Here is a 14,885-nt window from a genome sequence, read left to right as displayed (position 1 = left end):
ATTGGGAATTGAAAATTGTGATTTTACATTATGATGGATCTACTAAAAACAATGGTTGACCAAATTCAACTGGTGTACCATCTTCAACTAGTATTTTAACAATTTTACCTGAAATTTCAGATTCAATTTCATTAAATAATTTCATTGCTTCAACCATACATACTACTGTATTTGAACTTATTGTATCTCCAACTTCAACAAATACTGGTTTATCTGGAGATGGTTTTCTATAAAAAGTACCAATTATTGGTGAGGTAATTTCTTTATATTTAGACGTTTCATTTGCAACAACTTCACTAGCTATTGGAGCTTGATTTTCAACTCCAGGTGCCATTACTGGCATTTGAGGAATATTCAGCGGTGCTTGTTGAACAATTGTAGTCTCTGTTTTTTCAGTTCCAGTTTTAATGGTGATTTTAATATCTTCCATTTCTAACTTTACTTCACTTGCGCCAGATTTGGCAACAAATTTTATTAGATTTTGAATATCTCTTAAATCCATATCATTCGTTTTAGGTTGTTAATTTGTTAAGAATTATATGCCCATTTAAAGTAGATCGATCCCCATGTGAAACCTCCACCAAATGCCGCAAATATTATTTTATCTCCTTTTTTAAGTTGCTGTTCATAATCTGCCAACAATAAAGGTAATGTTGCAGAAGTTGTATTACCATATTTTTGAATATTCATCATTACTTTTGAACTATCCAATTCTATTCTATTAGCCGTAGCTTCAATAATTCTTTTATTTGCTTGGTGTGCCGCTAACCAATTAATATCATCTTTAGTTAAATTGTTTCGTTCTAACATTTTCACTGAAACATCTGCCATATTAAAAACAGCATTTTTAAACACTGTTTTACCATCTTGAAAAACAAAATTTTCTCTTTTATCTATCGCTTCTTTTGTTACGGGATACATAGAACCACTTGCTTTTACCTGCAAAAATTCTCTGCCAGCACCATCACTTCTCAAGTACTCATCTTGCAGACCTAAACCTTCTTCATTTGGTTCAAATAAAACTGCTCCTGCTCCATCACCAAAAATGATGCAAGTTAGCCTATCTGTATAGTCAATCATTGAAGAACATTTATCAGCCCCAATTAATAATACCTTTTTATATTTCCCAGATTCTATATACCGAGCCGCAACTGACATTCCATATAAAAAACTTGAACAAGCAGCTTCCAAATCAAATCCAAAAGCATTTACTGCGCCTATTTCTGAAGCTACATACGCTGCTGTTGCAGCAGCTTGCATATCTGGAGTTGCTGTTGCAACTAACACTAATTCAATTTCCTTTGGGTCTAAATTTTTCTTATTTATTAATTCTTGAGCGGCTTTAATAGCCATAAAGGAAGTCCCCTTGCCCTCTCCTTTTAATATTCGTCTTTCTTTAATTCCTGTTCTAGAAGTAATCCACTCATCATTAGTATCAACCATTTTCTCCAACATTTCATTTGTTAAAATGTCTTCAGGAACATATTTTCCAACGGCGGTAATTGCTGCAGTAATTTTAGTCATATTATAATTTCTTTAAACAAAAAAAGACGGTCAAAAGTAATGAATTTTATTTCTATTCATTCACCAATTTTGTCATTTTTTAGTTTTATTAGGCATAAAAAACAAAAAAAACCCTCAAAATGAGAGTTTTTTGCTTAATTATATATATTAATTATGCTTGTGTTTCAACTGAATCAATAACGATTTGACCTCTATAAAAAAGCTTTCCTTCATGCCAATGAGCTCTGTGATATAAATGAGCTTCACCAGTTGTTGGATCAACAGCTACTTGTGGTGCTACTGCTTTATAATGAGTTCTTCTCTTGTCTCTTCTAGTTTTCGATATTTTTCTCTTTGGATGTGCCATTACTCTTATTTTTTTCTATTAGTATATTCTTTTAATTTATTCCATCTAGGATCAATTTCCTTAATGTTATCTTCTTCTATTTCTTCGTCTAGATCTTTAACTTCTAATTCTTTTAATTTTTCTAATACATCAGATTTTAATGTTCCATCTTCAACTCCTGGATGAATGCGCTTTAAGGGAACACCTAATACAATTGCTTCATATATATATTGAGCAACATTAATTTTAAATTCTGAATGAGGAATAATAAGTAACTCTTCGTTTTCATCATTATATTCATTCCCAAAATTCACAATTAAATCAATTTCAGTTTCAATTGGTTGATGAAATAATTCATTTGTTAAATCACAAGCTACTTCTACCCAACCAGAAAATTGAAAGTTTAATTCAAACATGGTGGCTTTCTTTAGAAATGACAAATCAACTTTTACATTTGAATCATTAAATTCATCGTATTTAAAAAAATCAAAGAACTTATTATTAATTATATATTCAAACTGATGATAACCTTCCTTTAATCCGATAAAAGAAATATCAAACTCTTTTAAATCTTTCATTTAGAACTTCAATTTGAGCGTGCAAAGATATAAAATTATAAATACTATTATAAAATTATTTTTGAAAATTTATTGTTTTTATTTTTAATTAGAAATTTTTAACACGTTTTCTGTCAAACTTTTATATTCACTTCTGGTTCTAAAAATTTGAATAGCACTAAAAACAGCCTCTTTAAATGAGTTTATATTCGCTTTATCTTTTCCTGCTAATTCATAAGCAGTTCCGTGATCTGGCGACGTTCTAATTTTATTTAAACCTGCAGTAAAATTAACACCTCCACCAAATGCCAGCGTTTTAAACGGTGCTAAACCTTGGTCATGGTACATGGCCAAAATAGCATCAAAATTTTTGTAATTACCAGACCCAAAAAAGCTATCTGCAGCATACGGACCATAAACAATTTTACCAGTTTCTTGAATTTTTGCAATGGTTGGACGTATTACTGTATCATCTTCGGTACCAATAACTCCATTATCTCCACAATGTGGATTTAACCCTAATATTGCAATTTTTGGTTTAGATATTTCAAAATCTTCAATTAACGTTTGATGCAAAATAGCAACCTTCTTTTGAATTAGGTCTGAAGTAATTGTTTCTGATATTTTTGAAACAGGTATATGACCTGTAATTAAACCAATTCTTAAATTGTCAGACATTAAAATCATTAAACTTTCTCCTTCTAATTGAGATTCTAAATACTCCGTATGCCCAGGAAATTTAAAATTTTCTGACTGAATATTATCCTTATTGATTGGTGCAGTTACTAAAACATCAATTTCACTATTGCTCAATGCTTTTGTTGCCGCCTCCAGCGATTTAAATGCATATTCTCCAGAAGAACTTGTAGGATTTCCAAAATCAACTTCAATATCTTCTTTCCATAAATTTAAAACATTTAGTTTCCCTTCAATTGCTTTGTCTGCCTCTCTTATACCATTAATAGGTATATTGATATTGATTTTTTTTTGCCATAAAGAAATTAATTTTGTTGAACCGAATATAATAGGTGTACAAAAATCTAACATTCTTTTATCTAAAAATGTTTTTAATATAATTTCTATGCCAATTCCATTAAAATCTCCTATAGAAATTCCTAATTTTATTTTTTCAAATTTGTCCATTAAACAAGTTAATTATTCTTAATTTTGAGACTTCAAAAGTAATCAATTTAATTTACAAAAACATGTTTACAGGTATTATTGAAAGTTTAGGTACTGTTAAAAATATAATTAAAGAAGGTGAAAATATTCACGTAACAATTGATAGTAATTTCACAAATGAGTTAAAAATAGACCAAAGTATTGCTCACAACGGTGTTTGCTTAACAATTGTAAAAATAAATGGGAATGAATACACTGTAACAGCCATTAAAGAAACCCTTGAAAAATCTAACTTTAAAGATCTTAAAGTAGGTGATTTAATAAATTTGGAAAGAGCTATGGTTCTAGGAGCTAGACTAGATGGCCATATTGTCCAGGGACATGTAGATCAAACTGCTACTTGCACTTCAGTTACTGAACAAAATGGTAGTTGGTTTTTTGATTTTGACTATGATAACTCTTATAACAATATAACTATTGAAAAAGGTTCTGTAACAATTAACGGAACAAGTTTAACCGTTGTAAATTCTAAAAAGAATAGATTTTCAGTGGCAATTATTCCGTACACTTATGAAAATACAAATTTTCACACTTTTAAAATTGGAACTAGTGTTAATTTAGAATTTGATGTAATTGGTAAGTACGTAGCTAGACTATTAGAAAAATAATTATTTTTTCTTTTTCAATTCATAAACACCATAAAGCACACCTGAAATTAATAGGTAAAACAATCCTCCATCTATTGGCAAGCCTGGTTCAGCTGGAGGACCTATAGGGGTAGGCGGAGTTTTAGAATATCCTACTAGACTTACAAACACAAAGAAAAAACATAATATATATATGTTACTCTTTTTTTTCATTTATTGGGGTTTATTTACAAATAAATTATAATTAATATTATAAATATTAAACTTTAATAATTTATATTTCAATTGATTACAAAAATAACTATTCAAATCTTCTTGAAATAAAAAACGCTAAAAACAATATTTTATTACATTACAAATATAAATCTAATTAATTAATTTAAAAGAAGATTTATATAAATTAGACCAAATACAGGAATTTAACAATAACTGGTGCGCAATGAAAAGCAAACTGTTCTTTTAATATTCCTTTCAGCTAATAGCAATATTTAAATGAAAAAAGACCCTACAACTAAGTAAAGTCTTTTTAAAAGTGGTCCCACTTGGGCTCGAACCAAGGACCCTCTGATTATGAGTCAGATGCTCTAACCAGCTGAGCTATGGGACCTAAAACTGGGCGCAAAAATAATACATATTTACTTTATGCGCAATATTTATCCTATAAAATTATTTCAATTATTTTTTTATATTCGCTTAAAGCTTGTAACATGCACAAAACTACTTATTTATTGTTTATAATTATTATAACTAGTTTGAATGCCTTTTCTCAAAAGAGCACAACTTCAAATAATTTTTTAGAAAATGTTAGATTTGGTGGTGGATTTAATATTGGCCTAGGAAGTTCATATTCTACATTTTCTATTTCACCAAGTGCTATTTACGGTTTTTCTGATGAATTCTCTGCAGGGCTAGGACTTACATATGTATATATAAAAAATAAATCCGCTTATAGAAGTACCACAAATTTATTTGGAGGTAGCATTTTGGTTTTATATAAACCTATAAATTATCTGCAATTATCTACTGAATTAGAAGAGTTGAAAATCAATCAAAAATATAATGCTGAAGGTTTTTCTCAATGGCAAACTGCGCTTTATTTAGGGCTTGAATATGTTTCTGGGAATGTCTCCGTTGGTTTAAGATATGATCTATTGTATGATAAAACTAAAAATATTACACAACCTTCTGCCTTAACACCTGTTTTTAGGTTCTATTTTTAAACCAAACTTTTTGAAATTCTCTTTTTAAAACTAAAAAAGTTATATTTTCAATGGTTCCAACTAAATTATTGTTATTAATTGTTGCCATTTCTTTTTCAGAAACATCTATTCTGTATAAAAGATTTAAATAATCATCATATTTTTTTGTGATTAAATACAATAACAAACTATCTAAATTATTCTTTAATTCAAGAACTGAAATATTCAATTTAAATTCTTCATTAATATTTGCCAACTGAAAATCTTTATTTAATTGTTCTATTAACTTAACAACTAAATTTTCAGTTTCAACTGATTTTAATAGTTCTAAAGAATTTTTCCCTGCTAACATAATTATAAACTGCGTTTCATTAAACTACTTCCAAAATTTCTAAGAATTTCTTTTTTCTCTTCTGATATTAACAACGTTTCTAATGTTTCAAATGCTTTATTTGTGTAGTTTTCAATTTCATTTATGGTACGTTCAGAAATTTTATTTTCAACAAAAATATTAGTCACTTTCTCTACTTTTGAGTCATCAACATCTTTTGATTTATATAAGTTTAAAAGCAAATTTTTATCTTCAATATTACAAACTTCAATGGCTTTTAGATATAAAAATGTTTTTTTATTCTCTAGAATATCTCCACCTATTTGTTTCCCAAAAGTTGCTGCATCTCCAAAAGTATCTAAATAATCATCTTGTAATTGAAATGCGATACCTAAATTCAATCCAAAATCATAAATTTTATCAGCTTCTTCATCACTAACTTCTGCAATTATTGCACCCATTTTCATTGCCGCAGCCACTAAAACGGATGTCTTATAAGTTATCATTTTAACGTATTCAGCAATGGTTACATCCTTTCTAACTTCAAAATCTACATCTAATTGTTGTCCTTCACAAACTTCTAAAGCTGTTTGGTTAAATAGTTTTAATAGTTTTTTATAAATAAACGGCTCATAATTTTCAAAACATTGATATGCTAAAATCATCATTGCATCACCCGACAATATTCCCGTATTTACATTCCATTTAATGTGAACCGTTTCTTTGCCTCTTCTAATAGGTGCGCTATCCATAATATCATCATGAATTAAAGTGAAATTATGAAATACTTCCACCGCAAATGCAGCGTCAAAAGCATTTTTTACATTTCCGTTTAAAATATCACACGTCATTAAAGTTAAAATTGGTCGTAAACGCTTACCTCCTATTTGTAAAATATAATGAATTGGTTCATATAAATTTTTAGGCTCTTTAATTTTAATTGTTTCATTTAAATAGACTAAAAAATCTTCCTTATAGGTATCTTCAATGTTCATGTAATTATATTTTTTTGTAAAAATACAGATTTCATTTTTACAATTAATAATTCAACTATTTTTTTGAATGTTATTAAATTGTTAAAACAATGGAAACTATTTTTGTTTCTTAAGTTTCCTTGCGTATATTTGCACCCGCAATTTTATATTAAATTGAAAGTATGAAAGAAAATATATTACAAAAATCTGGAGAAATATTTTTAAAATTTGGTTTTAAAAGTGTTACTATGGATGATATTGCCAATGAACTAGGTATTTCAAAAAAGACTATTTATAAATACTTCAGCAATAAAGAAGAGCTGGTTGATGAATCAATATCTCATTTACATGAACTTATTCATAACTCAGTTTCATGTATTTGTGAAAAAGGGTTTAACGCCATTGAAGAAAATTTTGAAATTAAAAATGCTTTTAAAGATTTATTAAAAAATAGTGATGATTCACCAATGTATCAGCTTCAAAAATATTATCCAAAAACGTATCATAAATTAATGGCAGATGAATTTTGCATGTTTAAAGATTGTATTCAGAAAAATATTATAAAAGGAATAAATGAAGGTTTATACAGAAAAGATATTGAAATTGAAATAATTACAAAATTCTATTTTTCATTGGTAATGAGCGTGCATGACACTAACTTACATCATTACAACAAAAACACCATTAACAACCTAGAGTTAAAGGCCTTAGAATATCACACAAGAGCAATTTCAACTGAAAAAGGAATTAAAATACTAGAACAACAACTTGAACAAAACGCAAATTAAATAATGAAAAAAACAATATTACTACTAATTGGAATACTTTGTAGTGTTCATATTAATTCACAGGAAAGCATTTCGCTATCGCTTGAACAAGCTATTGATTATGCTCTAAAAAATAGTTATGCAAGCATAAATGCCACTAGAGATATTGATGCTGCCAAATTAAAAAGGTGGGAAACTACCACTATGGGACTTCCACAAATTAGCGCAACAATAGATTATCAAAATTGGATAAAACAACAAGTATCCTTAATTCCTGCTGAATTTTTTGGTGGAAATGCAGGAGAATTTTCAGAAGTTTCTTTTGGAACAAAACATAATATGAATGCTACCGCTACTTTAAATCAGTTAATTTTTGATGGCTCTTATTTAGTTGGATTACAATCTGCCAAAACCTATTTAAAAATTTCCGAAAATGCCAAAGAAAAAACGGAATTAGGTATTAGAGAAGCAGTAATTAATGCTTACGGAAACGTACTTTTAAGTGAAGAAAGTGTGCAGATTTTGGAAAAAAATATAGCGACACTTCAAAAAAACTTAGATGAAACTATTGAGATTTATAAAAATGGTTTGGCCGAAGAAGAAAGTATAGAGCAATTACAAATTACTTTGGCATCTATAAAAAGTCAGTTATCTAAAACAAAAAACTTGAAAAACATCGCCTACAAAATGTTAAACATTACGTTAGGAACCGATATAAATACAGCATTAACATTAACAGATAATTTAAACAAACTTGCCCAAGAAAATTTAGATTTAGAATTGCTTTCTAATGATTTATCTATTGAAAATCATATAGATTTTAAAATTGCAAAAAACAACGAAAGAGCTAATGAACTTTTAGTAAGACTAGAACAAAGCAAAGCATTACCAACATTAAGTAGTTTTTTAAACTTTGGTTACGCAGGATATGGACAAGAATTTGATTTTACAAAAAAAGATCAAAAATGGTTCGATTCTTCTTTGTTGGGTGTTAGCTTAAACATTCCTATTTTCAGTAGTTTAGCCAGAAGTTCTAGAACTCAACAGGCTAAAATTGAATTAGATAAAGCTAAAACAAACCTTACAGAAACTGAACAAAAATTACAATTGCAATTAGCTTCTGCAAAAACAGAGTACAAATTTAGCGTTGAAGAATTTGAAACTTCTAAGCAAAATTTAGCATTAGCGGAACGTATAGAGAAAAAACAACAAATTAAGTTTTTTGAAGGACTTTCTACCAGTTTTGAACTTTCTGAGGCACAAAGACAATTATACACAATGCAACAAAATTATTTACAAAACATGCTGCAATTAATTGCAAACAAAGCAGCTTTAGATAATGCATTAAACATACCAATTAACAACTAGAAATCAAACAACATGAAAAATATAATATTACTTTTTATAGCAGCAACAGTTCTTATTTCTTGCGGAGAAGAAATTAAAAAAACATCTATTTCAGATTTAAATTCTGAAAAAAATACATTAATAAATCAGATTGATAGTTTAAACCAACAACTAAAAATTGTTGAAGACAAACTTTCTAAATTAGACACTACAAGAAAATTACATGTTGTTACTGTTTTACCAGTTAAAACAGAAGTTTTTAAACATTATATTGAAATACAAGGTGTAGTTCAGGCTGATAAAAACATTGAAATAAGACCAGAAATGGGCGGAACCGTAACAGCTATTTACGTTAAAGAAGGTCAAAAAGTTTCTGCTGGACAAACATTAATTCAATTAGATGATAGCGCCATTAAAAATAGCATTGCCGAATTAACAACACAGTTAAATTTAGCAAAAACTACTTTTGATCGTCAAAAACGTTTATGGGATCAAAAAATTGGTTCAGAAATGCAATATTTACAAGCAAAAGCGCAAAAAGAAAGTTTAGAAAACAATTTAGCTTCGTTAAAAACACAGGCTAGAAAAATGAAAATTATTGCTCCTTTTGGCGGAATTGTAGATGAAGTTTTCCCTAGAATTGGCGAATTAACAAGTCCACAAACACCTACTGTACGTTTATTAAACTTAGACAATGTTTATATTGAAGCAGATGTAACTGAAACGTATTTACCTGTTGTAAAAATTGGTACTGAAACTATTTTAAACTTCCCATCAATTGAAAAAGAAGTGGAATCTAAAATTTCTCAAATTGGAAATTATATCAATCCAGATAACAGAAGTTTTAAAGCGCGTATTAATATCCCGAATAAAGACAACACTATTAAACCTAACCTTTTAGCTGATTTAAAAATTGTTGACTTTAAACAAGAAGGTTTGGTAATTCCTTCAACTTTAGTGCAAAAAGATCAGAAAGGAAACGATTATGTGTTTACATTAAAAACTGAAAACAATGAAAATGTGGTTATTAAAAAGTTAATCACAATATTAAAAGAATACAACCACGAAGTATTTATTACAGCAGGTTTAGAAGCTACTGACACGTTGGTAGACAAAGGCGCTAGAATTGTAAAAGCTGGTGATTTTGTTAAAATTAACAATTAATTAAATCTGTAAACTAAATAATACAGCATTATAATGAATAAAGAATTTAAAATATCCACGTGGTCCATTTATAATAAAATGACCGTTTTTGTGATCATTGCTATGATATTTATAGCAGGTATCTTCTCATACACAAGTATGCCTCGTGAATCGTTTCCAGAAATTGTTGTGCCAGAAATTTACGTTTCTACACCTTATCCTGGAAACTCTGCATTAGATATAGAAAAACTGGTAACCAGACCTTTAGAAAAAGAGATTAATGGAATTTCTGGTGTTGATGAAATTGTTTCAACTTCTATTGAAGGTTTCTCATCCATACAAGTAAAATTTGATTTTAGCGTAACACCAACCGAAGCTTTACGTAAAGTAAAAGATAAGGTGGATGCCGCAACTTCTGATAAAGATTTCCCGAAAGATTTACCTGCAGATCCAAATGTTCAAGAGTTGAACTTTGCCGAATTAATGCCAATTATGAACATTAATTTATCTGGAGATTTCTCTATGGATCAATTAAAAGAATATGGTGAATATTTAGAAGAAGAAATTGAAAAAGTTCCAGAAATATCTAAAGTAGATATTAGAGGAATTCAAGATAAAGAAATTGAAATTAGTGTTGATTTGTACAAGATGGAAACATCTCAAATTAGCTTTAATGATATTGCCATGGCCATTCAAAATGAAAACATGACCGTATCTGGTGGTGATTTACTTGAAAATGGTATTAGAAGAAATGTTCGTGTTATTGGCGAATTTAAATCGGCTAAAGAAATTGAAAACATTATTGTAAAACAAGAAAACAATAATATTGTTTATTTGAGAGACATTGCAGTTGTTAGCTTTAAAGAGCAAGAAAAAGAAAGTTTTGCTCGTGAATTTTCGCAACCCGTTTTAATGTTAGATGTTACAAAACGTGGTGGAGAAAATTTAATAAACGCTTCAGAACAAATTGACGTTATTTTAGCAAAAGCAAAAGAAGAATATTTTCCAGAAAACTTAAATGTTTCTAAAACCAACGACCAAACTAATGATACTAAAACAATGGTTGCTGACCTTGAAAACAGTATTATTTTAGGAATTATTTTAGTGGTTTTAGTATTACTTTTCTTCCTTGGAATTAGAAATGCATTATTTGTAGGAATTGCTATACCGTTGTCTATGTTTATGTCTTTCATTATACTTAGTGCGTTGGGCGTAACATTAAATACAATGGTATTATTTTCCCTTGTAATTGCCTTAGGAATGCTAGTTGATAACGGTATTGTAGTTGTTGAAAATGTATACAGATTATTAGATGAAGGTTATTCTAAAATTGATGCTGCAAAATACGGTGTTGGTGAAGTTGCAATGCCAATTATTGCATCAACTGCAACAACATTAGCTGCTTTCCTTCCATTGGCTTTTTGGCCAGGAATGATGGGTGAATTTATGCGTTATTTACCAATTACCTTAATAATTGTATTAAGTTCATCGCTGTTTGTAGCTTTATTAATAAACCCTATGTTAACTTCTGTTTATATGAAAATAAAAGAAGATGAAGTTAACTTTAAAAGAATATTAATTTTTAGTAGCGCCTTGTTTACTGTAGGTGTTTTATTTATAATTGGTGGCTTATCAACTGACTCAAAAGCTTTAAATGTAATTGGTTTATTGTTGGTTTTGGCAGGATTATTACGTGTTATAAATACCAAATTTTTAAGTCCTGCAACCGAGTGGTTTCAAACAATATTTTTACCAAGACTTGAAGCTTTTTATGAAAGAACATTAGTATATACTTTAAAAGGAAAAAGACCTAGATGGTTCTTTTTAGGAACATTTGGATTGCTATTCTTTTCATTTGTATTATTTGCTATTTTCCCTCCAAAAGTATTATTCTTTCCAGAAACGCCGCCAAAACAAGTGTATGTTTATTTAGAATATCCAATTGGAACTGACATTGAAGTCACCAATAACCTTTCTATTGAAATTGAAAATAAAATTCAAGATTATTTAAAGAAATATGAAGTAAATGGTAAAAACCAAATAATAACTTCAGTAATTGGTCAGGTTGGTGAAGGAACCAGTGATCCAAACCAAGGTCAGCAAGGTGGTACAACACCAAATAAAGCGCGTATTACTGTAGATTTTGTAAAATTTATGGATCGTGGTGATGTTGATACTGATGATGTTTTAGTTGAAATAAGACAATTGTTAAAAAACTTTCCTGGTGTAAATATTACTGTAGATAGACCTTCGGATGGACCTCCAACCGGAGCGCCAGTTAATATTGAGGTTTCTGGGGATGATTATGAAGAATTATTAGCAACGTCAGAAAAGATTAAACAACACATTAATGATGCTAATATTTTAGGTATTGAAGAATTAAGTTTAGATGTTGAACAAGGAAAACCAGAATTACCTTTTATAATTGACAGACAAAAAGCCAGAAGTTTAAATATTTCAACTGGACAAATTGGAGATGCTATTAGAACATCATTATTTGGTAAAGAAGTTTCAACATTTAAAGATGGCGAAGATGATTATCCAATTAATATTCGTTTAATGGATAAATACCGTTATAATAAAGAATCTTTATTAAATCAGAAAATTACATTTAGAAATGCAAGTAATGGACAAATTGTTCAGGTTCCAGTTTCTGCAGTGGCACATTCTGAAACCTCATCAACATTTAGTGCAGTAAAACGTAAAGAACTAAATAGAGTTATTACCATTTTCTCAAATGTTCTTGAAGGTTATAACGCAACAGAAATAAACGACCAAATTAAAAAGGTGATGGAAAACTATAATTTACCTAAAAATGTTTCCGTTTCTTTTACTGGTGAGCAAGAAAAACAAGCCGAAGAAATGGCCTTTTTAAGTAAAGCATTATTAATTGCGGTTTTCTTAATATTTTTAATTTTAGTTGGGCAATTTAACTCAACTTCAACACCTATAATTATATCATTATCAGTTCTTTTAAGTTTAATTGGAGTATTGCTCGGATTAATAATATTTAGAATGGAGTTTGTAATTATGATGACAATGATTGGTATTATTTCCCTCGCTGGAATTGTAGTAAACAACGCCATTGTATTGATTGACTATACCAATTTAATATTGATTAGAAAACGTGAAGAGCAAGGTTTAGAAGAAGGTACTTTATCAAAAGATTTAATTTATGAAAGTATTGTTGAAGGTGGAAAAACTCGTTTGCGTCCTGTATTGTTAACGGCAATTACAACCATTTTAGGATTGTTACCATTAGCCATTGGAATTAACATTAATTTTATGACGTTGTTTACGGAATTTGACCCACAATTTTATATTGGTGGTGAAAACGTAGCTTTCTGGGGACCAATGTCTTGGACAATTATTTTCGGTTTAACATTCGCTACTTTCTTAACTTTAATTATTGTACCTGTAATGTATTCTTTAATTAATAATTTAAAAGTAAAATTAAACAGAAAACAATAACTTAATTTATAAAAAGAGTGCTAATATTTAAGGTTGCTTAAAAGTAATTTAATACTTTTAAGCAACCTTTTTAATTAACAAAAAGATGAAAGAAACAGCTGAAGATCTAGAAAAAAATAAAGTAATTGAAACTATATCTCAATATTTAGATTTAACCGTCACACCTTTTGGAAATGAAGTTCGCAGCGTTGTTAGAGTAGACAAAAGAGAAGCTATGTACAACGGAAATGGAACTGTGTACTTGCTTCAAATGTTTGGTGTTGACGAATTAGTTAATAACAGAATTGGCGCTTATATGGTTTTTTTGAATAAAGATGACCAAGCAGGTTTTCACACTCACGGAACCAGAAATGAACAAGAATTATACGTTGTTATGCAAGGTGAAGGAGAATATGCAGACCGAGCTGGTGTAACTGGTTCTATTAGAACTCAAAAAATAAAAAAAGGGAGTATAACTGCCGTAAATGGAATTGGTTTTCATTCTGTAAAAAATACAACAAATGAACCCTTAATAATTTTTGTAATAACATCAAACGAGCCAAAAAAGTAAATTATTTAACATGAAAAATGATAAATCATATACGGTTGATGAAGCTACAAAACTCTTAGAAAATTATTGTGCTTATCAAGAACGTTGTCATAAAGAAGTAGAGCAAAAACTGTATGATTTAAATATGATTCCGGAAGCGAAAGAAAAAATTATTATACACTTACTACAACATAATTTTTTAAATGAAGAACGTTTTGCTAAAGCATTTGTTCGAGGAAAATTTTCTATAAAAAATTGGGGAAAGCAACGTATTTTAAATGAGTTAAAATTTAGAAATATATCTACATATAACATTAATACTGCGCTAAAAGAAATTGATGAAACTGAATATTTGAATACGCTTGAAAAATTAGCAGAAAAAAAATTACACCTTATAAAAGAGCCAAATAACTTCAAAAAAACATCAAAACTAGCTAACTACCTTATCTCTAAAGGTTTTGAGTCTAATTTGGTTTTTAAAACTGTAAAGGCAATAGTTTAATTTTCAATCAACTATATCAATGATTTTAATCATTTTTAAAAATTATTTAATTCCGTAAATTTGGCTTAACTATAAAAGTCAACTAATGAAAAAATTTCTATTAATTTTAGCAGTATTACTATTTTCTGTTTCAGTATTTTCACAAACAAAATATTTGCCAAAAACCGAAACTAAAGGCGATTTACAAGAAATTACTTTATATTATGAGAATGGCGCAATAATGCAACATGGGTTTTACACAAAAGAAGGCAAATTACACGCTTCTTGGGAAAGTTATAATGGAGATGGATCTAGAAAATGTTTAGCAACTTACAATAATGGTGCAAAAGTTGGTGTTTGGACCTACTGGAACAAAGATAAAGTGACTAAAATTGAATATGATAATAATAAAGTACTTAAAATTGAAGAATTTGAAGCGAAAGAACTAACTAAAAACACTTATTAATA

17 protein-coding genes and 1 tRNA gene are annotated in these 14,885 nt (G+C 28.9%); 9 read left to right on the top strand and 9 right to left on the bottom strand.

Translation table 11 applies throughout. The annotated features are described in order from the left end of the window. Window positions 1-28 precede the first annotated feature (28 nt). The 5 genes from accB to pdxA all read right to left on the bottom strand — a co-directional run bounded on the left by accB (window position 29) and on the right by pdxA (window position 3,549). The gene (accB, locus tag JEY78_RS01750) at window positions 29-502 is read right to left on the bottom strand and encodes an acetyl-CoA carboxylase biotin carboxyl carrier protein (protein ID WP_291846270.1); all 474 of its coding nucleotides are present in this window, start codon (window positions 500-502) and stop codon (window positions 29-31) included. Between the two features lie 26 nt (window positions 503-528). Continuing rightward, window positions 529-1,524 (bottom strand): beta-ketoacyl-ACP synthase III, encoded by a 996-nt coding sequence (locus JEY78_RS01745; protein ID WP_291846268.1) that lies wholly within the window; start codon window positions 1,522-1,524, stop codon window positions 529-531. Window positions 1,525-1,675: 151 nt separating this feature from the next. Further along, window positions 1,676-1,870, bottom strand: a complete 195-nt coding sequence (rpmF, locus tag JEY78_RS01740) for a 50S ribosomal protein L32 (protein ID WP_291846266.1) — start codon at window positions 1,868-1,870, stop codon at window positions 1,676-1,678. A 5-nt stretch (window positions 1,871-1,875) separates the two neighbouring features. Further along, window positions 1,876-2,427 (bottom strand): DUF177 domain-containing protein, encoded by a 552-nt coding sequence (locus JEY78_RS01735; RefSeq protein WP_291846264.1) that lies wholly within the window; start codon window positions 2,425-2,427, stop codon window positions 1,876-1,878. A gap of 84 nt (window positions 2,428-2,511) precedes the next feature. Then, window positions 2,512-3,549, bottom strand: a complete 1,038-nt coding sequence (gene pdxA / locus JEY78_RS01730) for a 4-hydroxythreonine-4-phosphate dehydrogenase PdxA (protein WP_291846262.1) — start codon at window positions 3,547-3,549, stop codon at window positions 2,512-2,514. Window positions 3,550-3,611: 62 nt separating this feature from the next. On the opposite strand from pdxA, the gene JEY78_RS01725 reads away from it, so the two are divergent. Beyond that, entirely contained in the window at window positions 3,612-4,196 is a 585-nt protein-coding gene (locus JEY78_RS01725; protein WP_291846260.1) for a riboflavin synthase, read from the top strand. Here the strand turns inward: JEY78_RS01725 and JEY78_RS01720 are convergent, their stop codons facing one another. Further along, window positions 4,197-4,346 (bottom strand): PID-CTERM protein-sorting domain-containing protein, encoded by a 150-nt coding sequence (locus JEY78_RS01720; RefSeq protein ID WP_291846258.1) that lies wholly within the window; start codon window positions 4,344-4,346, stop codon window positions 4,197-4,199. A 362-nt stretch (window positions 4,347-4,708) separates the two neighbouring features. After that, window positions 4,709-4,782: transfer RNA gene (locus tag JEY78_RS01715), tRNA-Ile, on the bottom strand. Between the two features lie 100 nt (window positions 4,783-4,882). Between JEY78_RS01715 and JEY78_RS01710 the strand changes: the two genes are divergently transcribed. Continuing rightward, complete coding sequence (locus tag JEY78_RS01710) at window positions 4,883-5,395, top strand: hypothetical protein (RefSeq protein ID WP_291846256.1); 513 nt, start codon at window positions 4,883-4,885, stop codon at window positions 5,393-5,395. Here JEY78_RS01710 and JEY78_RS01705 read toward each other — a convergent pair. Together JEY78_RS01705 and JEY78_RS01700 are read right to left on the bottom strand one after the other, a co-directional pair. Then, window positions 5,379-5,726: a hypothetical protein gene (locus tag JEY78_RS01705; protein ID WP_291846254.1), complete on the bottom strand. Its 348-nt coding sequence runs from the start codon at window positions 5,724-5,726 to the stop codon at window positions 5,379-5,381. The genes JEY78_RS01710 and JEY78_RS01705 overlap by 17 nt on opposite strands. A 2-nt stretch (window positions 5,727-5,728) precedes the next feature. Beyond that, window positions 5,729-6,700: a polyprenyl synthetase family protein gene (locus JEY78_RS01700; protein ID WP_291846252.1), complete on the bottom strand. Its 972-nt coding sequence runs from the start codon at window positions 6,698-6,700 to the stop codon at window positions 5,729-5,731. Between the two features lie 161 nt (window positions 6,701-6,861). Here JEY78_RS01700 and JEY78_RS01695 point away from each other — a divergent pair, with 161 nt between their 5' ends. The 7 genes from JEY78_RS01695 (at window position 6,862) to JEY78_RS01665 (ending at window position 14,883) form a co-directional block, all read left to right on the top strand. Continuing rightward, window positions 6,862-7,467, top strand: coding sequence for a TetR/AcrR family transcriptional regulator (locus tag JEY78_RS01695; protein ID WP_291846250.1), 606 nt, complete (start codon window positions 6,862-6,864; stop codon window positions 7,465-7,467). A 3-nt stretch (window positions 7,468-7,470) separates the two neighbouring features. Beyond that, window positions 7,471-8,814, top strand: a complete 1,344-nt coding sequence (locus tag JEY78_RS01690; RefSeq protein ID WP_291846249.1) for a TolC family protein — start codon at window positions 7,471-7,473, stop codon at window positions 8,812-8,814. Between the two features lie 12 nt (window positions 8,815-8,826). Continuing rightward, complete coding sequence (locus JEY78_RS01685) at window positions 8,827-9,957, top strand: efflux RND transporter periplasmic adaptor subunit (RefSeq protein ID WP_291846248.1); 1,131 nt, start codon at window positions 8,827-8,829, stop codon at window positions 9,955-9,957. 33 nt (window positions 9,958-9,990) lie between these two features. Continuing rightward, entirely contained in the window at window positions 9,991-13,407 is a 3,417-nt protein-coding gene (locus JEY78_RS01680) for an efflux RND transporter permease subunit (protein WP_291846247.1), read from the top strand. 85 nt (window positions 13,408-13,492) lie between these two features. Beyond that, window positions 13,493-13,957, top strand: a complete 465-nt coding sequence (locus JEY78_RS01675; protein WP_291846246.1) for a cupin domain-containing protein — start codon at window positions 13,493-13,495, stop codon at window positions 13,955-13,957. 10 nt (window positions 13,958-13,967) lie between these two features. Then, window positions 13,968-14,438 carry a regulatory protein RecX gene (locus JEY78_RS01670; RefSeq protein WP_291846245.1) on the top strand — a complete coding sequence of 157 codons (471 nt, stop codon included), beginning with the start codon at window positions 13,968-13,970 and terminating at the stop codon, window positions 14,436-14,438. A gap of 85 nt (window positions 14,439-14,523) precedes the next feature. Continuing rightward, window positions 14,524-14,883 (top strand): hypothetical protein, encoded by a 360-nt coding sequence (locus JEY78_RS01665; protein ID WP_291846243.1) that lies wholly within the window; start codon window positions 14,524-14,526, stop codon window positions 14,881-14,883. The last annotated feature ends 2 nt before the right edge of the window (window positions 14,884-14,885 follow it).

The organism is Lutibacter sp. (assembly GCF_016342705.1).
Taxonomy (GTDB): domain Bacteria; phylum Bacteroidota; class Bacteroidia; order Flavobacteriales; family Flavobacteriaceae; genus Lutibacter.
This window is presented reverse-complemented; position numbering and strand designations above follow the sequence as displayed.

What these genes read in the sequence shown, in the direction of transcription:
- accB (WP_291846270.1), bottom strand. Translation starts at nt 502, where the DNA reads ATGGATTTAAGAGATATTCAAAATCTAATAAAATTTGTTGCCAAATCT.
- JEY78_RS01745 (WP_291846268.1), bottom strand. Translation starts at nt 1,524, where the DNA reads ATGACTAAAATTACTGCAGCAATTACCGCCGTTGGAAAATATGTTCCT.
- rpmF (WP_291846266.1), bottom strand. Translation starts at nt 1,870, where the DNA reads ATGGCACATCCAAAGAGAAAAATATCGAAAACTAGAAGAGACAAGAGA.
- JEY78_RS01735 (WP_291846264.1), bottom strand. Translation starts at nt 2,427, where the DNA reads ATGAAAGATTTAAAAGAGTTTGATATTTCTTTTATCGGATTAAAGGAA.
- pdxA (WP_291846262.1), bottom strand. Translation starts at nt 3,549, where the DNA reads ATGGACAAATTTGAAAAAATAAAATTAGGAATTTCTATAGGAGATTTT.
- JEY78_RS01725 (WP_291846260.1), top strand. Translation starts at nt 3,612, where the DNA reads ATGTTTACAGGTATTATTGAAAGTTTAGGTACTGTTAAAAATATAATT.
- JEY78_RS01710 (WP_291846256.1), top strand. Translation starts at nt 4,883, where the DNA reads ATGCACAAAACTACTTATTTATTGTTTATAATTATTATAACTAGTTTG.
- JEY78_RS01705 (WP_291846254.1), bottom strand. Translation starts at nt 5,726, where the DNA reads ATGTTAGCAGGGAAAAATTCTTTAGAACTATTAAAATCAGTTGAAACT.
- JEY78_RS01700 (WP_291846252.1), bottom strand. Translation starts at nt 6,700, where the DNA reads ATGAACATTGAAGATACCTATAAGGAAGATTTTTTAGTCTATTTAAAT.
- JEY78_RS01695 (WP_291846250.1), top strand. Translation starts at nt 6,862, where the DNA reads ATGAAAGAAAATATATTACAAAAATCTGGAGAAATATTTTTAAAATTT.
- JEY78_RS01690 (WP_291846249.1), top strand. Translation starts at nt 7,471, where the DNA reads ATGAAAAAAACAATATTACTACTAATTGGAATACTTTGTAGTGTTCAT.
- JEY78_RS01685 (WP_291846248.1), top strand. Translation starts at nt 8,827, where the DNA reads ATGAAAAATATAATATTACTTTTTATAGCAGCAACAGTTCTTATTTCT.
- JEY78_RS01680 (WP_291846247.1), top strand. Translation starts at nt 9,991, where the DNA reads ATGAATAAAGAATTTAAAATATCCACGTGGTCCATTTATAATAAAATG.
- JEY78_RS01675 (WP_291846246.1), top strand. Translation starts at nt 13,493, where the DNA reads ATGAAAGAAACAGCTGAAGATCTAGAAAAAAATAAAGTAATTGAAACT.
- JEY78_RS01670 (WP_291846245.1), top strand. Translation starts at nt 13,968, where the DNA reads ATGAAAAATGATAAATCATATACGGTTGATGAAGCTACAAAACTCTTA.
- JEY78_RS01665 (WP_291846243.1), top strand. Translation starts at nt 14,524, where the DNA reads ATGAAAAAATTTCTATTAATTTTAGCAGTATTACTATTTTCTGTTTCA.